Genomic DNA, 18962 nt, shown 5'->3' with positions numbered 1-18962 from the left:
GACCCGGCCGGTGCCGGGTCCCGTTCGACGATCACTGCTCCCGCAGGGCTTTCTTGGCCGCGTCCTGGGCGGCGTCCACCTGGCCGGAGTACTTGTTGCCCGTCTTCTCGTCGACGAGGTCGCCCGCCTTGTCGATGACCGCGTCCAGCTTGTCCGCGTTCTTCTGGGCCAGGTCCATCGCCTTACCCGCCAGGTTCTTGAAGTCCACCGTGCACTCCTCGTTTCGAGCTGGGAACAACCGCGCCCCAACCCTACCCAGCGCCGGGCGCCGGCCCGAGCCATGCGGGGTGCCACAAACGACCCATCTCGGTCCAGTTCATGAACCGCACGGTGCCACCGAGTTTCGGCGTCACCCACACCGCTTCCTTGCGTTCTTCGGCGGTGAGCTCGTTGTCGAACGGCGAGGTCTTGCGTTCCAGCTTGCGCAGCCGCGCGGCCAGCTCCCGCATGTCCGGCTCGCTGAACCCGGTCCCGACCCGGCCGACGTAGTACAGCAGACCGTCGTGGGGAATGCCGATCAGCAGCGACTTGAACTCCCGCGCCACGCTGCGCCGCCACCCGCCGATCAGCACCCGCTGGGTACGCCAATTGCGCTGCTTCACCCAGGCGTGCCCGCGTTTGCCAGGTAGGTACACCGAGTCCTTGCGTTTCGCGACCACGCCCTCCAGCCCGTGCTCCTGGCTGTAGCGCAGGGCATCGGCGCCCGAGCCGTCCAGTCGCGGCGGCACCACCAGCGACGGCGCGTTCGCCGCGAGCGCCTCCAAGACCCTGCGGCGATCGGCATATCGTTTGCGCAGCAGCGACGTACCGTCCAGGTACAACACGTCGAACGCGACGAACACCGCACGCGCCGCGTCGGCTTGCAGCAGACCGAGATTCGCGACCCCGTGATCGTCGAAGACGACGGCCTCGCCGTCCAGCACCACCTGGTGTGCGGACAGTTCCCGCCGCAACGCCGCGATACCGGGATAGCGGTCGGTCACCACGTTCCCCGCCCGGCTGCGCAAAGTCAGCGCGTCGTTGTCGATCTCGGCGATCAGCCGGAAGCCGTCCCACTTCGTCTCGAAGCACCACTCGCCGGCGCCGAGCTCGGCGACCTCGCCGTGCGTCGCGAGCATCGGCGCCAGACCGCGCGGAAGCGTCGCGGGCCCGTTCGACGGACGGATGATCCGGCCCGGCGGCTCGTCCGGCTCCTCCCGCGGTTCGGCGCCGTTCCGCGCGCGCATCAGATGCATCAGCCACTGGTTGCCGTTGGTCTGGATCAGCGCGTACCGGCCGTTGAGCCGCTTGCCGTGGAATCGCACGATGACCTCGTCGTCGCGCCACTTCTCGGTCTCGTAGGTGCCGGAGTCCCAGATCGTCATCTCCCCGGCGCCGTACTCGCCTTTCGGGATGGCGCCGTGGAAGTCGAGATACTCCATCGGATGGTCCTCGGTGTGCACGGCCAGACGGTTCTGGTCGGTGGAGATCGGCGGCCCTTTCGGCACCGCCCAGGACACCAGGACCCCGTCGCGCTCCAGCCGCACGTCCCAGTGCAGGCGTCGCGCATGATGTTCCTGCACGACGTAGCGGTTGTTCGTCCCCGGCGCGGGCGACTCGGCGGGTACCGGTTCGGGCGTGCGGGACGGATCGCGCATCGACCGATACTTGGTCAACGCGTCGGGCGAGGACGAGGCGTCCGGCGCGATCCGCGGATCCAGCTCGGCGAGCAGATCGCCGTCGGACCGGTACCTGGCCAGTACCTCGTCGAACCGCAAGTGCCGCAGCTTCTTCCGGTTCTCGATTTCCTTCCACGTGCGCGGCGCCGCGACGTTCGGCTCGGTCCGTCCCCGCATCGAATAGGGCGCGATGGTGGTCTTGGCGGGGTTGTTCTGGCTCCAGTCCAGGAAGACCTTGCCGCCGCGCGCCGCCTTCGCCATCGTCGCCGTGACCAGGTCCGGTTGCAGCCGTTGCAGATTCGTGGCCACCTGTTTCGCCACCGTGGACGCGCCGCCCGAACTCAGCGCGCGATCCAACGGCACGTACAGGTGAATTCCCTTGCTGCCGCTGGTCACCGGGAACGCGTGCAGCCCGATGCCCTCGACCATCTCGCGCACCGCGAGCGCCACCTCGGCGCATTCGGCGAGCCCGACGCCCTTGCCCGGGTCCAGGTCGAACACCAACCTGGTCGCCGGGCCCATGCTGTCGTCGTCGAAACGCCACTGCGGCACATGGACTTCCAGCGCGGCCTGTTGCGCCAGCCAGGCCAGCCCCGCTTCGGAATCGATCAGCGGATAGACGACCTTGCGATCGGAATGGCGCAGGGTGCGCCGCTCGATCCAGGAGGGCGCGTGCGACGGGAGATTCTTCTCGAAGAAGGAGGGTTCGTCCACCCCGTTGGGCCAGCGCTTCCGGGTGACCGCCCGCCCGGCGATGTGCGGCAGCATGGCGGGCGCGATCGCCGAATAATAGGCGATCACTTCGCCTTTGGTCGTTCCGGTGGCCGGGTACAGCACCTTGTCGAGGTTGCTCAGGTCAACCTCGATACCACCGAACTCGCGGCGGGCCGCCATATCCGAAGTGTAGCGGCGGAGGCCGCGGTGCGGCCTCCGCCGTGGGCTCAGGCGTGCGGTCCGGACTGATCCGGCGGAACCACCTTCTTGGCGGCCTCTTTGCCCTTGGCGATCTGGTCCGAGTACTTGCCGTGCGTCTTCTGATCGATGAAGTCACCGGCCTTGTCGACCGCTTGATTGATCTTGCCTGCGTTCTTGGCCGCCGCGTCCTTCCCCTTGTCGACCAGGCCCTTGACCGTATCCGCGAAACTCATCGCCGTGATCCTTCCTGTCGCCGATTGTCCGGAGTCGTTCAGCCGATATTCTCCCACCACGTATCCGCGGGTGGGGCGCTCGACGGGTCCACACGCTGTCCCGGCATCGGCACCGCGACGTCGGTGCCCGCCGCCCGCGCCGCGGCCACCATGCGCGCGACCGGCTCGGACCAGCCGTGGAAGGCGAGATTGAAGGTAGCCCAGTGAATGGGCACCAGCAATCCGTGGCCGGGATTCCCGCCGCACAGGTCGGCGTGTGCCCGGACCGCCTCCTCGGGATTCATGTGCACGTCCGGCCAGCGCTCGTCGTAGGCGCCGATCGGCAGCAGCGTCAGATCGAACGGACCGAGCGCCGCACCCGCCTCGGCGAACGCCTTGGTGAAGCCGGTGTCGCCGCCGAAGTAGGCGCGCCGGGTCGGACCTGCGATCGACCACGAGGCCCACAACGTCGTGTTGCGCAGCAGTCCGCGCCCGGAGAAATGCCGTGCCTCCGTGCAGGTGATCGCCAGATCCACGCCGTCGCGGTCCCGGCCGAGCTCGGCGAGCGTCACCGAACCGCCCCAGTCCAATTCGACGATGCGATCCTCCGGGACACCCCAGTGCCGCAAGTGCGCGCCGATACCGATCGGCACCAGGAACGGTGCGCTCTGGCGGGCCACCAACTCCCGGACGGTCTCCTTGTCCAGGTGGTCGTAGTGGTCGTGGGAGATGAGTACCGCGTCGATCGGCGGCAGGTCGGCCAGCGGCTGCGGCACGGGATGCATGCGCGCCGGGCCGACCAGCGGCGACGGCGAAACGCGCTCGCTCCACACCGGATCGGTGAGGATCCGGTACCCGTCGACCTCGATCAACGTCGTGGCGTGGCCGTACCAGGTGACGGTGAGAGCGGCCGCCGTGTCCGGTTGCTGCGGCGTCCGCAATGGGATGCTGCCCCGCGGCCGGCCCACGTTGCGCTGGGTCAGCGCCGAGACCAGCAGCGAGGGAGCCGAACCGGCGACCACTTGGCTACTGGGCTCGGTGTTGTGGAACTGTCGATCGCGATAGGTGGTCGCACCCACCGCGTACGGCTGGATCGCCGAGATCGAAGCGCCCATCGCCGATGGGATGTCCCACACCGCCCGCACCACCCAGGTGAGGCCGAGCGCGCCTGCCGCGGCGCCCGCGATCCGTCTGATGTCCATCATCGCCCCACAAACTTCGCGGGGCGCTTTTCCTGCCTGGCCAAACGACCCTCCTTGGCATCCTCGCTCGTCCACGCGGCCTCCAGTGCCGCGCGCTGCTGCGCGGTTTCCGGATCGCGTGTTCCGTCGTCATTGAGCACCAGCTTCATGTGCCGCAGGGACAGCGGGGCCAGCGCCGCGATGTGCTTGGCCCAAGCCTGCGCGTCGGCCACGGTGCCGATCCGGTTGGCGAACCCGAACGCGTAGGCGTCGTCGGCCGATATCTGTTCGGCCCCCAGCAACACCGTCCGCGCCGGACCGCCGCCGATCAAAGCGGCGAGCCTGCGCACGGTCCACCGATCGACGGTGATGCCCAGTTTCGCCGCGGGGACCGCGATGTACGCCTCCGGCGCGATCACCCGCAGGTCGGAAGCGAGCGCCAACTGCACACCGGCGCCGATCGCGGCGCCGTTGATCGCCGAAATCACCGGGACCGGGGCCGATTCGATAGCGTGCAACATTTCCAGCAATCCGGACAGGAAATCGCCCGAATACACCCCGGACAAGTCGGCGCCCGCGCTGAACACCGGGCCCCGCCCGGTCAATACGATGGCCCGGGCCTGGTCGGCGACCGCGGCGAGCACTGCCTCGCGCAGCAGTGTCACGAGTTCGTGATTGAGCGCGTTGCGGCGCTCCTCCCGCTGAAGTTCGATGGTGACCACGTCACCATCGCGGCTGACCCCGAGCATGCGACCTCCCCGACTGAACGGTCCGTCTGTTCTCTTCACTCTGCCACAGCGGACTACCCGTTCCACGCCGGGCGATACGATCACCGGCTGTGCCGACCGACTTCGACATCCTGGTGATCGGCGCTGGTCAGGCGGGACTCTCGGCCGGATACCACCTCCAGCGCCTCGGACTGCGTCCCGAGCGGCACTTTCTGCTCGTCGATCGGTCGCCCGGCCCGGGCGGCGCTTGGCAGTTCCGCTGGCCCTCCCTCACCCTGGACACGGTCAACCGTGTGCACGATCTGCCCGGTATGTCGTTCGCCGAGACCTTGCCGCCCGGTTCGTCGACCGTGCCCGCCGCGACCGCCGTGCCGCACTACTACGAGCTGTACGAGAAACGATTCGACCTGCGCGTGCACCGGCAGGTATCGGTCACCGTGGTCTGCGACCGGACCGAGGAAGGCGCCCCCGCCGAGCGAGGTGCGGTGCTCAACGCGGAGACCGATACGGCGGGCACGATCCGGGTACGCGGCCTGATCAACTGCACCGGCACCTGGGAGCGTCCGTTCGTTCCGCACTACCCCGGGGCGCAGACCTTCGCCGGACGCCAGCTGCACACCCACGACTACCGCACTGCCGAGGAGTTCGCGGGCGAGCACGTCGTGGTGGTGGGCGGCGGCATCTCGGCGGTCCAGCTGCTCGACGAGATCTCCCGTGTCACCACGACGACCTGGGTCACGAGGACACCGCCGCGCTTCCGCGAGAACACCTTCACCGAAGCGGCCGGCCGCGCCGCGGTAGCAATGGTCGAAGACCGGGTGCGGCGTGGGCTGCCGCCGGGATCGGTGGTCTCGGTCACCGGACTACCGCTCGATGACCGGCTACGGGCGGCGCGGGCCCGCGGCGCGCTCACCCGCCTGCCGATGTTCGAACGCATCGAGCCCGACGGGGTGCGGTGGGCCGACGGAACCTTTCAGCGCGCGGATGTGATCCTCTGGGCCACCGGCTTCCGCAGCGCGCTGGACCACCTCGCGCCGCTGCGGCTGCGCGGTCCCGGCGGCGGCATCACCATGTCGGGACGGCTGGCCACCCGTGTGGCCGCCGATCCGCGCATCCATCTGATCGGGTACGGACCGTCGGCCAGCACGATCGGGGCCAATCGAGCGGGGCGCGCGGCGGCCCTCGAACTCACCGAATACCTCGGACTGCGCTGACCGGCCCCGGCGATTCCCGCGATCAGTCGATCAGGCCGTAGGTGAACCGGTCCGGGTCCGGACCGATGCGCGCACCGGCATCCAGGCCGTTGATCGCGTCCATCTGCTCCGGCGTCAGCTCGAAACCGAATACGTCGAAATTCTCGGCGATCCGCGACGGTGTGACCGACTTGGGAATGACGATGTTGCCCAATTGCAGGTGCCAGCGGATGATCACCTGTGCCGGGGTGCGGCCGACCTCGGCGGCCACCGCCGAGATGGTCCTCTCGTCGAGCAAGGTGCCCTGCCCGAGCGGGCTCCACGCCTCGGTGGCGATCGCGTTGCCCGCGTGGTACTCGCGCAGCTCGCGTTGTGCCAGCCTCGGGTGCAGCTCGACCTGGTTCACCACCGGGATCTCACCGGTCTCGGCGATGAGCCGTTGGATGTTCGCGACCGTGAAGTTCGAGACGCCGATCGACCGCACCCGGCCATGCGACTTCAGGGCCTGGAAGGCACGGAAGGTATCCACGAAGCGGTCGGCCTCGGCCACCGGCCAGTGGATGAGGTACAGGTCGAGGTAGTCCAAGCCGAGCCGCTGCAGGCTCGCATCGAAAGCGCGCAGCGTGGAGTCGTAGCCCTGCTCGGCATTCCACAGCTTGGTCGTGACGTAGATCTCATCCCTGGGCAGGCCGGATTCCCTGATCGCACGGCCGGTGCCCTCTTCGTTTCCGTAGATCGCGGCCGTATCGATACTGCGATAGCCGACCTCGAGCGCAGTGGTGACGGCCGAGAAGACGTCCTCGGAGGGCACTTGGAACACGCCGAAGCCGAGCTGCGGGATCACGTTCCCGTCGTTCAGCACGATCGAGGGAACGGTGCTGGTCTCGCTTTTGAAGGTCACATTCCGACGGTAGAAGTGTGGCGGCGAACCGTCAATCACGCACTCGGGTGTGTTGGCTTGTAATTTGCTGGGAACGGGAGCTTGCGGACCCCGGACTTTCCGCGTTCACCGCGGTCAGCTCGTCGAGCCGGGCAACCCGAGCCGCCGGTACCGCGTCTGCCGAGCCGTCGGCAACTCCGATTCCGGACGGGCGCGCAAGGCCGCCAGTTCGTGCGCGATCGCGGCGACCATCCGGCGGGCGAAGTCCACCGGCTCGTCCGCCGCGTCGGGCAATTCCGGCACGATCCGGTCGACCACGCCGTCGGCCAGCAGATCAGGGGCGCTGATCCGTTGCGCCGCAGCCAATTCCGCAGCATGATCGGTGTCACGGAAGACGATGGCGCTCGCCCCCTCCGGCGGCAGCGGGGCCAGCCACGCATGTGTGGCGGCGAGTACCCGGTCGGCGGGCAGCAGCGCCAGCGCGCCGCCGCCGGTGCCCTGGCCGAGCAGCACCGAGACGGTCGGGGTATCCAACGTCACCAGATCGGCTATGCAGCGAGCGATCTCGGGCGCCAGCCCGCGTTCCTCGGCCTCCTTCGACAGCGCCGCGCCTACGGTGTCGATGACCAGAACCAAAGGCAGCCGCAACTCCTGAGCAAGCGCCATACTGCGCCGCGCCTCGCGCAGCGCCGCCGGACCCATGGTGTTCTCACCCTGCTGTCCTCGCCGATCGTGCCCGAACACCACACACGGCTGCCCACGGAAACGGCCGAGAGCGAGCACGGCGGTGCGATCGGACTCGCCCTGACCGGTGCCGCTGAGCGGAACGCGTTGCGTCACATGACGAAGGAGATCCCGAATGCCGGGACGCTCCGGGCGGCGGGAGATGAGGACCGACCGCCACACCCGATCGTCCGCGGCGCGATCACATTCGACATCGGACTGAATCGACTCTGTCGCAACGTCGTTCGAATGCGGAGCAGATACCGGCCGGTGCGGCTCCGATGCCGCGATCTGCTCGGAACTCCGTCCAGCAGCCGAATCCGGCAATTCGATGCCGCTGAACACACTCAACGCGCGATGGGCGATACGGCGGAAGACCGGAATCGTCAGAACGCCGTCGATTACGCCGCGCCGATACAGGTTCTCCGCGGTCTGCACGCCTTCCGGGAAAGGTCTGCCGTACAGGGCCTGATAGACCCGAGGGCCGAGAAACCCGATGAGCGCCCCGGGTTCGGCGAAAGTGATGTGCCCCAACGAACCCCACGACGCGAAAACGCCGCCCATCGTCGGGTTGCGAAGGTAGACGACGTAGGGGTACCCCGCCGACTTGTGCGCCGCCACCGCACCGGCGATCTTCACCATCTGCACGAAGGCGACGGTGCCCTCCTGCATCCTGGTCCCGCCGGAGGTCGGCGAAGCGACCAACGGCAGCCCGAGTTCGGTGGCGCGCTCGACCGCCGAGACGATCCGCTCCGCCGCCGCGACACCGATCGAGCCGGCCAGAAATCCGAACTCGCAGGCGATCACGGCCACGCGCCGACCACGCAGCAGCCCTTCGCCGGTGAGCACCGATTCGTCGGTGCCCGCCGCGACGGCCGCCTTCCGCAAGGCATCGCGGTACCGCGGAGAAACGGCCACCGTCACCGGCGGCCGGTCCCAGCTGACGAACGAGTCCTTGTCGAGCAGTTGCTCGAGTAACTCTCGCGCCGAAGTACGCACCGGGCGAGCCTATCCGGCCCTACCCAATGCTCCGGCGAGCCGCGCGAGCACTCAGTAGCCCTGCATCACCTTGCGCAGCGCGTACTCCGTGAGCGCGACCAGGGCCTGCTTGGCCGGCTCCCGGCGACGGGCGTCGATGGACATGATCGGCACATCGGCAGGCACGGCGAGCGCCTGCCGGATGTCCTCGATCGGGTAACGCGGCGCGTCGTCGAATTCGTTGAGCGCCACCAGGAACGGTAGGCCGCGCGCTTCGAAGTAGTCGACGGCCGCGAAGCTGTCCTCCAGCCTGCGGGTGTCGACCAGTACGACGGCGCCGATGGCGCCCCGGATCAGGTCGTCCCACATGAACCAGAATCGGTACTGGCCGGGCGTGCCGAACAGGTACAACACGAGATCGTCGGCGAGACTGATCCGGCCGAAGTCCATCGCCACGGTGGTGGTCGATTTCATCGGGATGCCGGTCAGATTGTCGATCCCGGCGCTGGCATTGGTCACCAATGCCTCGGTGCGCAGCGGAACGATCTCCGAGACAGCACCGACCAACGTGGTCTTCCCGACGCCGAAGCCACCCGCGACCACGATCTTCGCCGATGTTGGCTTACTGGTACGAGTGTCGACCTGCGCCGTCGAATCAAATACGCCGGAGTCCACTGAGAACCCTTTCGATCAGCTCGCGACGCTCATCGTCGCTGGAATCGTCTTTCAAAGTCGCCGAAACGCGCACGTGCCCGGCCTCGATCAAATCGGCCACGAGCACACGGGCCACCCCGATAGGGATACCCAATCGGGCTGCTACCTCGGCAACGGACGGCGATTCTCTGCACAACTCCACGATTGACGTCTCGATGTTGGTCAGTTCGAACTGCCGCTCCAGGGCGACCGGATGCGATGCGACGAGAGCCTCCAACGCCAACTCGACCGCGGGCCTGGTGCGGCCTGCGGTCAGCGAGTACGGCCGTACGAGGCTGGGCTCGACGCTTCCCACGCGGTGATCTTCTATGTCCATCCCACCATCAGGAACCCATCGTGACGCGTGGTGTGGCCTGAACAGTCTGGCCAACCCGCTCGACCAACAGAGCCATCTCGTAGCCGACCTGACCGATGTCACACGAAGTGTTGGTCAGCACAGCGAGATAGGAACCGTCGCCGACAGCCATGAGTAGCAGGTAACCGTGCTCCATCTCGACGACGGACTGCAGCACGGTGCCGCCCTCGAACAGGTTCGAGACGCCGACTGACAGGCTGGCCAGACCGGCCGTGACGGCCGAGAGCTGTTCGGCGCGGTCGACGGGCAGTTGGGCACTCGCGGCCATGAGTAGGCCGTCAGCCGAGACCAGGACAGCATGGGCTACGCCAGGAACCTCGTTGGCAAAGTTCGAAACCAGCCAATCCAGCTGACGATTCGTACCACCTAGATCGGGGTTCATCGGTCTCCTTTATCTCCGGTTAGGTTCATTGCTCTCATTGCGCGGCCATCCCGGACGCCCTGCTGGTGACGACTCAAGCTGGACCTGATCGTTTCTGGGTCGCGGCGCGGCGCCCGATCCGCCGCACCGCTGACGCCGCCGGGGACAAGCCTTCCGCCCGGATTGCGTTGCGGCAACCCCGCCGCCGTTTTCGTCTCCGGCTGCGCCTCGCTGGCCCGGCGAGCCGCTTGCCAACCCTCGTCACCCGGCGATTCGAAGGAGGCAGCCACCTGGGACCTATCCGTGTTGGGATCCGACAGCCACGCCGACATCATCTCGGCGAAGATCGGCGTTCCGCCCATCGACGCTCCCGACTCGTCCGCGGGCTGCAACCTGGTCTGGAAGAACGACGCCGTCTTGGCCGGGTTGGACCGGAAGCTGTGCTTGCCGGGATCGCGCCCCGGCGAGGCGGCAGGCTGCTCTGGGCTCGCGGCGTGCTGGCCACCGCGATCGCGCTGCGGGAGCGCGATACCCGGCGGCACGGGCTGGCGCTGCGGCGCCTGAGCGCCCGGCTGCCGCTGCGGCAGACCGGTCAGCCCGCTCTCGCGCTGCGGAAGGCTCGACGGCGCTGGCGGACGCTGCGGCAGACCGCTCGCCGTCGCATCTCGTTGCGGCAGACCGTTGCCGACGGCAGGCAGCGCGCCGGAGCCCGGCTCCCGCTGCGTCAAGCCGTTGGCGGACTCACGCTGCGGCAGACGGTGAGCACCGGCATCCCGCTGCGGCAGACCGTTGCCGGGTTCACGCTGCGGCAGACCGGTGGGCGCCGCATCGCGCTGCGGCAGGCTGGGCGTGGGCTGCCGCGATGGCAGACCGGTAGCACCCGATTCACGCTGCGGCAGGCCGGTAGCGCCCGGCTCACGCGACGGCAGACCCGTCGCGCCCGATTCACGCTGCGGCAGACCGGTAGCACCTGGCTCACGCTGCGGCAGGCCGATGGACGGTTCACGCGACGGCAGGCCGGTAGCACCCGATTCACGCGACGGCAGGCCGATGGACGGTTCACGCGACGGCAGGCCGGTGGCGCCCGGTTCACGCGACGGCAGACCCGTGACACCCGGCTCACGCGACGGCAGACCACCCGCCGCCGACTCACGCTGCGGCACACCGTTCGAACCCGGCTGCCGCTGCGGTAGGCCGGTGGCGCCCGGTTCACGCGACGGCAGACGCGTCACACCCGGCTCACGCGTCGGCAGACCACCCGCCGCCGACTCACGCTGCGGCAGGCCGCCAGATGCGGACTCACGCTGCGGCAAGCCACCCAAACCGGAGTCGCGCTGCGGCAAGCCACCCAAACCGGAGTCGCGCTGCGACAAACCACCCGCGGCCGATTCCCGCTGCGGCAGACCGCCGGAGGCGGACTCACGCTGGGGTAGACCCCCCAAACCGGATTCCCGCTGCGGCATGCCCTTCGAAGCGTCTCGCGGCGGCACGCCGTTGGTGCCCGGCTGGCGCTGCGGCAGACCGGTGCTCGGCTGCGGCACGCCGTTGGCGCCCGGCTGACGCACCGGTAGCTCGCCCGAGTTCGGCTCACGCGACGGCAGGCCGGTACCGGACGACTCGGCGGGCCCACCGGGCTGGCGCGGCGGCGGACCGCCGGGGCTGAGGTTGCGCTTGGGCAGGCTGGCCGCTGCGAGCTTGCCACGCTGCGGACCACTCGGCGCGGGCTGCCCCGGCGTGGGCCGCAGACTCGTAGCCGACTGCTGGTTCTCCGAGCGCATACCGGACGACGTCATCGCCGAACCCGGCTGCCGCTGCGGCAGTCCACCCGGTCCCGTGGGGATCGGTCCGCTGGACGAAGCGGTGGGCTTGGCGCTCACGGCCGGAATCGGGCCGCTCACCCCGGGATCGACGGTGACCATGACATTGCCCCCAGGAGTCCGCTGGACGGCCCGCATCTGCATGGACGACGGCGCCGACGGACGCTGTGGAGCGGCGGCCTGCGGCGAAGGCTGCGGGGTGACGGGCTGCCCCGCGCTCGGTTTGCCCGCGACGATGAGTCCGACGGGCACGTGCACGGTCACCGTCACGCCCGGATCGCGCGCGGTGTCGAAGGTCGGCCGCAGCCGCACGGTGAGACCGTGCCGCTCGGCGAGCCTGCCGACCACGAACAGACCCATGTGCCGGGCCGTGTCCGGCCCCGGCTCGGCGGTCTGCTCCAGACGGCGGTTGATATCGGCCATCTCGGCGGGCGGCATACCGATGCCGCGGTCGGCCACCTCGATGAGCAGTCCCTGATCGTGCGCCTGCGCGAACGTGAACTTGACGTCGGTCTCCGGCGGCGAGGCGCGCAGCGCGTTGTCGAGCAGCTCGGCGAACAGATGCGCGAGGTCGGAGGCGGCGGGTTCCTTCAGCGAACCGCGCGGCGTGGCGCCGAGCTTCACGCGCTCGTAGTCCTCCACCTCGGAGATCGCGGCGCGCAGCACGTCGGCGATCTCGACCGGGGCGGACTTGGCGCGGCGCTGCCTGGTGCCCGCGAGAATCAGCAGGTTGTCACCGTTACGGCGCATACGGGCGGCGAGATGGTCCAGCCGGAACAAGTTCTCCAGCAGGCGCGGGTCCTTCTCGTCGTACTCCATCGCCTCGATGAGCGTGAGCTGATGGTCGACGAGCGACTTCGACCGCCGCGCCAAGGTCTCGAACATGTCGTTGACCTGCGAACGCATCTTCGCCTGGTCACTCGCCAGGCGCAGCGCCTGGCCGTGGATGTCGTCGACCGCGCGGGCGAGCTGACCGATCTCCTCGGTGCTACGCACCGGCATCGGCTCCAGCGGCACCTCTTCCGGCGAGGCGCCGGTGCGGAGCTGGGCGACCTCGTGCGGCAGGTCGCTCTCGGCCACGCGCAGCGCGGCCAACCGCAGCCGGTGCAGCGGGACGATCATCGAGCGGGCCACGAAGACCGCGAGGAGCAGCGCGGCGAGGATGGTCGCGATGACGACCGCGGTATAGGTCCACGCGTCCCGCTGGGCGGTGGTCACCAGCGAGTCCATAGCGGAGTCGATGTCCTTGGTCGCCTTGCCGACGACGTGCTCGTACACCGCGAGGCTGTCGGTCAGCGACTTCTTCAGGTCACCGACCGGAAGCTGGCCCGCCTGCGACTGCGGGCTGGTCAGCAGCGCGATCCTGGTGTCGATGCCCGCGCGCAGGTCGGCGATCGAGGTGTCGCCGTCGGCGAAGCGGTGCGCGAGCACGTTGAGCAGCGCGCGCTCGGTGTTGGAGGCGATGAGGAAGTTCTGGACGCCGGACTGCTGGGCGCGCAGCACCTCGGGAAAGGCGGCGAGCTCACTGACCAGGGTCGCACGGGTGTTGAGCGAGTCGACCAGCCGCAGTTTGGCCGCGTCCACCGCGGTGTCGCTGACCTGGCCGACCGTCGTCTCGACGATCCGGACGCTGTCGCTGCGGACGCGGTCGATCAGCGCGAGGGTGTCCGACGGCGGTCCGGTGGAGACCGACTTGCCCTGAGCGCGCACCCCCTTGGCCTGGGTGAGCATGCTGTCGATGGCCGCGCGCGCGCCCGGTACGCCGTCGAGTTTGCCGACCGCCTTCTCGGCGTTGGCGATCGCCTTGTCCAGGTCCGCCAGGTTCTGGTCGGTCACCACGGACTGGTTGGATCCCAGCGAGATCATCTGCGAGCCCGCTGTGGTGGCGGTCTGCGCGCTGAGCGCGGTGACCGAGGGGATGGCGGCGACGTTGTCCGAGATGTCGGCGAGCCGGTTCGAGTCCGCGAACTCCGACGAGATCCTGGATACGCCGAGGCCGACCGCGACCGCGAGAGGCACGGCGAGGACCGCCGTCACCTTCCAGCGCAGGTCCCAGTTGCCCAGCGCCCAGCGGCTACTGCCGGAGCTAGCGGCGTCACGCATCTCCCACTCACTTTCCAAACTGGCCTCTACCACGCGCCATCAACCGAACCTCCACAATCGCGTGCTTGGCTCGACAGGTGGAGCTGGCCGAGAGCTGCGGCTGGCCGAGAAATTGCGTCTACGACGGCCCAAATAAGTGACATCAGATTCTAACGGATCAATAACTTCTTGGGTGACGGGGCGTGATGTCGCGATCATTGACCTGCCGGTTCCAGGCAAAACCAAAGGTAGCGGCACCCACCCGGGCGTCGCGTGAAGTCTGCCACAATCAACCAGATCTATCGAGGCGGGCATCGAGGCGAGGCTAGGGAGTCACGGGGTTGAACGTGCGGCACGAGTACCGACCGGCCTACCAGACCAGCTTGGTGGATCCAGCCGAGTTCTGGGCCGGCGCGGCCGAAGCGATCGACTGGGACGTGCCGCCGACGCAGATCGTCGACAGCGGCGCCCGCCCGGTAGCCAGGTGGTTCTCCGGCGCCCGGCTCAACACCTCCTTCAACGCGCTCGACCGTCACGTCCACCCCACCACCCCCGACTCGCCGAGCCGCGCCGATCAGCCCGCACTGATATACGACTCGGCTATGACCGACGCCACCGTTGTCTACACCTACGCCGAGCTGCTCGACGAGGTGTCGCGGTTCGCGGGGGCGATGGCGCGGCTGGGCGTCGCCGCGGGCGATCGCGTGGTGATCTACCTGCCGATGATCCCCGAAGCGGTGATCGCGATGCTGGCCTGCGCCCGCATCGGCGCGGTGCACTCGGTGGTGTTCGGCGGCTTCGCGGCCCCGGAGCTGGCCGCGCGCATCGATGACGCCGAGCCGGTGTTGATCATCACAGCGTCCGGTGGCCTGGAACCGGGCAAGCAGATCGAATACCCGCCCATCGTGCTGCACGCGCTGGATCTCGCCGAGACGACCGCGCCGCGCACGGTGATCGTCAAGCAGCGGCCGCAGTTCGACACGATCCACTTTCCCGCGCCGCAGCCCGCCACCGAGTACCTGCCGAGCTCGGCGGAGACCGTGGCCGCGCAGTGGCTCGACTGGGACGACGCCGTCCGCGACGCGCCGCGGGCCGACCCGGTGTCGGTCGCCGCGACCGATCCGCTCTACATCCTCTACACCTCCGGCACCACCGGGAAGCCGAAGGGCGTGGTCCGCGACAACGGCGGGCACGCGGTCGCCCTGGCCTGGTCGATGCGCAACATCTACGACGTCGACGCGGGCCAGGTGATGTGGGCCGCCTCCGACGTGGGCTGGGTGGTCGGGCACTCCTACATCGTCTACGCGCCGCTGTTGGTCGGAGCCACCACGCTGCTGTACGAAGGCAAGCCGGTCGGCACCCCGGACGCGGGCGCGTACTGGCGGGTGGTGGACAAGCACAAGGTCGACGTGCTGTTCACCGCCCCGACCGCGCTACGCGCCATCCGCAAGGCCGACCCCGAGGCCGAGCTGGCCCACCGCCACGACCTGTCCTCCCTGCGCGCGCTGTTCTGCGCGGGCGAACGCCTGGACCCGGCCACCTACGCCTGGGCCGACGAAACCCTGCTCGCGGGCCGCTCGGACTGCCCCGTCGTGGATCACTGGTGGCAGACCGAGACCGGCTGGCCGGTCTGCGCGAACCCGCTCGGCCTGCAGCAGCTGCCGATCAAACCGGGCTCGGCCTCGGTACCGGTGCCCGGCTATCGACTACGCGTGCTCGATTCCTCCGGCAACGCGGTGGCGCCGAACACCGAAGGCAACATCGTCATCGGTCTGCCGCTGCCGCCCGGCACGCTGACCGGCCTCTGGCGGGACGAGGCCCGGTACGAGCGCTCCTATCTCTCCGCGTATCCCGGCCACTACCTCACCGGCGACTCCGGCTACTTCGACGAGGACGGCTACCTGTACGTCCTCGGCCGCAGCGACGACGTGATCAACATGGCCGGGCACCGGCTTTCGGCGGGCAGTATCGAGGCGGCCATCGCGGGGCACGAGGCCGTCGCAGAATGCGCCGTCATCGGGCTGCCCGACGAACTCAAGGGGCACCGGCCGCTGGCGTACGTGGTGCTCAAGTCCGGCGTCGACATCGATCCCGACCGGCTGCGCGACGAACTGATCGAGCGAGTGCGCACCCACGTCGGCGCGATCGCCACGCTGCACGACGCCATCGTCGTGACCGCGCTGCCCAAGACCAGGTCCGGCAAGATCTTGCGCAAGACCATCCGGCAGATCACCTCCGGCGAGACTTTCGAGGTGCCTTCCACCATCGAGGATCCGGCGGTGCTGGTGGCGCTGGAGCAGCAGATCCGCGCGGCGCGTCCCGAATGGCGGGACCCGGCGCACAGCACGGAGAACACCGACGACGTAGTGGCGCCGGACGTGGATCCGGTTGCGCCGTCCTGAGTTTCCGCACCGCCGTTAACGTCCTCAGAGTTTCCTCAGAGGATGTTCATGTCGGTGCCAGCAGTTCGAAATAGCCTCGAGACCGCCCGAAACCCCTCGATGATCTGGAGGCAGAGACATGAAACGTTCCGTATGCCGCCCCGCCGTCGCCGCCGCGGCAGCAGGTGGAATCGCCACGGTCACGTTGCTACTGAGCCCCGCTATCGCCGCCGCGGGCCCGATGGAATACGCCGAGCCCCTGCTGACCTCGGACTGCTCGTTCGCCCAGGTCGACGCGGCCCTGCACGACAAGGCGCCGCAGCTGGCCGCGATGCTCGACGCGAACCCGAACCAGAAGGCCGAGTTGCAACGCAAGTTCGACCAGCCGGTCGAGCAGCGCAGGGCCGAATTGCGGCGGGCCATCGACGAGAACCCGGACGCGGCGCGCCAGGCGGAGAACGACCCGCGGACCGCGCAGTTGCGCGACACCATCCGCGTCGTGGCGGAGACCTGCCACAACTACTGATCCCGCGGAAACACGGGTGACTCGCCGGGCATTTCCGTATTCCGGCGGGTCATCCCCTGGTTCCGAACGCGAGTCCGCGCGCCGACTCACACGACCGAAGATTCACGGAGGCGGGGAGCAGAATGGACGACGTGACCTCGACCTCGAACCCGACGGTTCTCGTCGTCGACGACGACGAGGACGTGCTCGCCTCGGTCGAGCGCGGGCTGCGTTTGTCCGGCTTCCAAGTCCTGGTGGCCAGGGACGGCGCACAGGCGTTGCGCAGTGTGAACGAGAACGCGCCCGACGCCATCGTGCTGGACATGAACATGCCGGTGCTCGACGGCGCGGGCGTGGTGACCGCCTTGCGCGCGATGGGCAACGAGGTGCCGATCTGTGTGCTCAGCGCCCGCGCGTCGGTGGACGACCGCATCGCTGGGCTGGAGTCCGGCGCCGACGACTACCTGGTCAAACCATTCGTGCTGAAGGAACTGGTGGTCCGGATCAGGGCGCTGCTGCGCAGGCGGTCGGACGTACCAGCCCCCGCGACCCCGGGAGCGGTCGCCATCGGCCCGCTCGAGGTGGACGTCGCCGGCTACCGCGCGCTACTGCACGGCCGCGAGATCGAACTCACCAAGCGGGAATTCGAACTGCTGTCGACGCTGGCCAGGAACGTCGGAGTGGTGCTGAGCCGGGAACGTCTGCTGGAACTGGTGTGGGGCTACGACTTCGCCGCCGACACCAATGTGGTGGACGTCTTCGTCGGCTATTTGCGCCGCAAACTCGAGGTGGACGGCACTCCCCGGTTGCTGCACACGATCCGCGGCGTCGGGTTCGTGCTGCGAGCGCCGAAATGACGGTGCCCGCCGCCGCACCGCCGAAAACCCGTCGGCGCCGATCGTTTTCGCTGCGCACCCGCGTCGCGGGCGCGGCAGCCGCGGGCGCGATCATCATCGTGACGCTGATCAGCCTGATCAGCATCCGCGCCATCGAGCGCAACAACGTGCGGCAATCCGACCAGCAACTCGACGTCGCGGCGCGAATCGTGCTGATCGAGCCGCAGATCGCCGTCCGGTTCATCAGCCTGACCGGCTTGAACAGCAACATGGCGGTGACCGTCCGGGACAACGGCGAGGTGGTCGCGAGCACGCCCACGGAACTACCCGAGTTGCCCACCGGCTCCCGCACCGTGCCGGTGGGCGGCACCCCCTACCGGATCCTGACCACCACCGAGAAGCAGCCCGCGGGCCGCGTGGTCGCAATCGGCATACCCGCCGCGGACGCGGCCGAGGCCACCGCCGAGCAGCAACGATGGGTGCTCGGCGGCGCGCTGCTGGCCATCGCCGCCGCCGCCGGGCTCGGCTGGTTGCTCGCGGGCGCTGCGGTGCGCCCGATCGTCCGGCTCACCCGGCAGGTGGGCGCACGCAGCGCGTTTCCCGATCCGAGCAATCCGCAGGCGCCGGTGGAGGGTGCGGGCGTGCACGAGGCGGAGCAATTGGCCGACGCGGTGAACACCATGTTGCATCGGGTGGACCAGGCGCAGGCGCAGACCGCCGCCGCACTGGAGACCGCCCGCGACTTCGCCGCCGTGTCCGCCCACGAACTGCGCACCCCGCTGACCGCGATGCGCACCGATCTCGAGGTACTGCGCACACTCGACCTGGACGAGTCGCAGCGGTCGGAGATCCTGGGCGACCTGCAACGCAGCCAGGGCCGGGTGGAGAGCACGCTCGCGGCGCTGGAGCGGCTGGCCACCGGCGACCTGACCAATGAGCGCGACCACGTCGCTACCGACGTCGGCGACCTGTGCGACCAAGCCGCGCACGATGCCATGCGGCACTTCCCCGGCCTGGTCGTGCGCATCGATTCCGACGCCGAGCTGGTCACCCGCGGCCTGCCCGCCGGGCTGCGGTTGGCGGTGGACAACGCGCTGGCCAACTCGGTCAAACACGGCGGAGCGACCGAGGCCCTGGTCTCGGCGCACCGTGCGCCCGACGGCCACATCGTGATCTCGATCGATGACAACGGGCGCGGCATCCCGCCGCAGGAGCGCGAGGCCGTCTTCGACCGCTTCTTCCGCGGCAGCCAGGCGAGCAAGGGTGGGTCCGGACTCGGCCTCGCTCTGGTCGCTCAGCAGGCCCAACTCCACGGCGGCCGGGCCTATTTCGACGCGGGTACGCTCGGCGGCATCCGCTTGGTCCTGGACTTACCAGAGCGGTCGGCAACTTAGACAACTCTCAGAGAAACGCCAAGGAGGGCACCATAACTCGCGTTTAGGG

General features: G+C 68.9%; 16 protein-coding genes. 5 read left to right on the top strand and 11 right to left on the bottom strand.

The window, feature by feature from the left end:
• Positions 1 to 31: 31 nt before the first annotated feature.
• From ABZ824_RS15295 to ABZ824_RS15275, 5 genes are read right to left on the bottom strand one after another with little or no spacing between them, the layout of a single operon-like run.
• Positions 32 to 208 (bottom strand): antitoxin, encoded by a 177-nt coding sequence (locus tag ABZ824_RS15295; RefSeq protein ID WP_355074898.1) that lies wholly within the window; start codon positions 206 to 208, stop codon positions 32 to 34.
• A gap of 43 nt (positions 209 to 251) precedes the next feature.
• The gene (locus ABZ824_RS15290; protein WP_356963721.1) at positions 252 to 2552 is read right to left on the bottom strand and encodes an ATP-dependent DNA ligase; all 2301 of its coding nucleotides are present in this window, start codon (positions 2550 to 2552) and stop codon (positions 252 to 254) included.
• A 47-nt stretch (positions 2553 to 2599) separates the two neighbouring features.
• Positions 2600 to 2806, bottom strand: a complete 207-nt coding sequence (locus tag ABZ824_RS15285; protein WP_355074902.1) for an antitoxin — start codon at positions 2804 to 2806, stop codon at positions 2600 to 2602.
• Positions 2807 to 2844: 38 nt separating this feature from the next.
• On the bottom strand, positions 2845 to 3990 hold the full coding sequence (locus tag ABZ824_RS15280) for an MBL fold metallo-hydrolase (RefSeq protein WP_356963720.1): 1146 nt from the start codon (positions 3988 to 3990) through the stop codon (positions 2845 to 2847).
• Positions 3987 to 4715, bottom strand: coding sequence for an enoyl-CoA hydratase (locus ABZ824_RS15275; RefSeq protein WP_356963719.1), 729 nt, complete (start codon positions 4713 to 4715; stop codon positions 3987 to 3989). The genes ABZ824_RS15280 and ABZ824_RS15275 overlap by 4 nt, the downstream gene beginning before the upstream one ends.
• 89 nt (positions 4716 to 4804) lie before the next feature.
• Here ABZ824_RS15275 and ABZ824_RS15270 point away from each other — a divergent pair, with 89 nt between their 5' ends.
• The gene (locus ABZ824_RS15270; protein WP_356963718.1) at positions 4805 to 5908 is read left to right on the top strand and encodes an NAD(P)-binding domain-containing protein; all 1104 of its coding nucleotides are present in this window, start codon (positions 4805 to 4807) and stop codon (positions 5906 to 5908) included.
• A 22-nt stretch (positions 5909 to 5930) separates the two neighbouring features.
• Here ABZ824_RS15270 and ABZ824_RS15265 read toward each other — a convergent pair whose 3' ends face one another.
• The 6 genes from ABZ824_RS15265 to ABZ824_RS15240 form a co-directional block, all read right to left on the bottom strand.
• Positions 5931 to 6788, bottom strand: a complete 858-nt coding sequence (locus ABZ824_RS15265) for an aldo/keto reductase (RefSeq protein ID WP_355074910.1) — start codon at positions 6786 to 6788, stop codon at positions 5931 to 5933.
• Positions 6789 to 6902: 114 nt separating this feature from the next.
• Positions 6903 to 8489, bottom strand: a complete 1587-nt coding sequence (locus ABZ824_RS15260; protein ID WP_356963717.1) for a carboxyl transferase domain-containing protein — start codon at positions 8487 to 8489, stop codon at positions 6903 to 6905.
• A gap of 51 nt (positions 8490 to 8540) precedes the next feature.
• A complete protein-coding gene (locus tag ABZ824_RS15255) occupies positions 8541 to 9143 on the bottom strand; it encodes an ATP/GTP-binding protein (RefSeq protein ID WP_355074914.1) in 603 nt (200 codons plus the stop codon).
• On the bottom strand, positions 9124 to 9498 hold the full coding sequence (locus tag ABZ824_RS15250; protein WP_039795171.1) for a DUF742 domain-containing protein: 375 nt from the start codon (positions 9496 to 9498) through the stop codon (positions 9124 to 9126). The genes ABZ824_RS15255 and ABZ824_RS15250 overlap by 20 nt, the downstream gene beginning before the upstream one ends.
• A 7-nt stretch (positions 9499 to 9505) precedes the next feature.
• A complete protein-coding gene (locus tag ABZ824_RS15245; RefSeq protein ID WP_011207200.1) occupies positions 9506 to 9919 on the bottom strand; it encodes a roadblock/LC7 domain-containing protein in 414 nt (137 codons plus the stop codon).
• A complete protein-coding gene (locus ABZ824_RS15240; RefSeq protein ID WP_356963716.1) occupies positions 9916 to 13818 on the bottom strand; it encodes an ATP-binding protein in 3903 nt (1300 codons plus the stop codon). Before ABZ824_RS15240 ends, ABZ824_RS15245 begins: the two co-directional genes overlap by 4 nt.
• 320 nt (positions 13819 to 14138) lie before the next feature.
• Between ABZ824_RS15240 and ABZ824_RS15235 the strand changes: the two genes are divergently transcribed.
• From ABZ824_RS15235 to ABZ824_RS15220, 4 genes are all read left to right on the top strand, one after another.
• A complete protein-coding gene (locus ABZ824_RS15235; protein ID WP_356963715.1) occupies positions 14139 to 16199 on the top strand; it encodes an AMP-binding protein in 2061 nt (686 codons plus the stop codon).
• Positions 16200 to 16317: 118 nt separating this feature from the next.
• Positions 16318 to 16704: a hemophore-related protein gene (locus ABZ824_RS15230; RefSeq protein WP_356963714.1), complete on the top strand. Its 387-nt coding sequence runs from the start codon at positions 16318 to 16320 to the stop codon at positions 16702 to 16704.
• Positions 16705 to 16826: 122 nt separating this feature from the next.
• Positions 16827 to 17540, top strand: coding sequence for a response regulator transcription factor (locus ABZ824_RS15225; protein WP_355074922.1), 714 nt, complete (start codon positions 16827 to 16829; stop codon positions 17538 to 17540).
• Complete coding sequence (locus tag ABZ824_RS15220) at positions 17537 to 18913, top strand: HAMP domain-containing sensor histidine kinase (RefSeq protein WP_356963713.1); 1377 nt, start codon at positions 17537 to 17539, stop codon at positions 18911 to 18913. The genes ABZ824_RS15225 and ABZ824_RS15220 overlap by 4 nt, the downstream gene beginning before the upstream one ends.
• Positions 18914 to 18962 lie beyond the last annotated feature (49 nt).

Origin of the sequence: Nocardia sp. NPDC047038, from assembly GCF_040644075.1 — a bacterium.
GTDB classification, from domain to species: domain Bacteria; phylum Actinomycetota; class Actinomycetes; order Mycobacteriales; family Mycobacteriaceae; genus Nocardia; species Nocardia sichangensis.
This window is presented reverse-complemented; position numbering and strand designations above follow the sequence as displayed.

What these genes read in the sequence shown, in the direction of transcription:
- ABZ824_RS15290 (WP_356963721.1), bottom strand. Translation starts at nt 2,552, where the DNA reads ATGGCGGCCCGCCGCGAGTTCGGTGGTATCGAGGTTGACCTGAGCAAC.
- ABZ824_RS15285 (WP_355074902.1), bottom strand. Translation starts at nt 2,806, where the DNA reads ATGAGTTTCGCGGATACGGTCAAGGGCCTGGTCGACAAGGGGAAGGAC.
- ABZ824_RS15280 (WP_356963720.1), bottom strand. Translation starts at nt 3,990, where the DNA reads ATGATGGACATCAGACGGATCGCGGGCGCCGCGGCAGGCGCGCTCGGC.
- ABZ824_RS15275 (WP_356963719.1), bottom strand. Translation starts at nt 4,715, where the DNA reads ATGCTCGGGGTCAGCCGCGATGGTGACGTGGTCACCATCGAACTTCAG.
- ABZ824_RS15250 (WP_039795171.1), bottom strand. Translation starts at nt 9,498, where the DNA reads ATGGACATAGAAGATCACCGCGTGGGAAGCGTCGAGCCCAGCCTCGTA.
- ABZ824_RS15245 (WP_011207200.1), bottom strand. Translation starts at nt 9,919, where the DNA reads ATGAACCCCGATCTAGGTGGTACGAATCGTCAGCTGGATTGGCTGGTT.
- ABZ824_RS15240 (WP_356963716.1), bottom strand. Translation starts at nt 13,818, where the DNA reads ATGCGTGACGCCGCTAGCTCCGGCAGTAGCCGCTGGGCGCTGGGCAAC.
- ABZ824_RS15230 (WP_356963714.1), top strand. Translation starts at nt 16,318, where the DNA reads ATGAAACGTTCCGTATGCCGCCCCGCCGTCGCCGCCGCGGCAGCAGGT.
- ABZ824_RS15225 (WP_355074922.1), top strand. Translation starts at nt 16,827, where the DNA reads ATGGACGACGTGACCTCGACCTCGAACCCGACGGTTCTCGTCGTCGAC.
- ABZ824_RS15220 (WP_356963713.1), top strand. Translation starts at nt 17,537, where the DNA reads ATGACGGTGCCCGCCGCCGCACCGCCGAAAACCCGTCGGCGCCGATCG.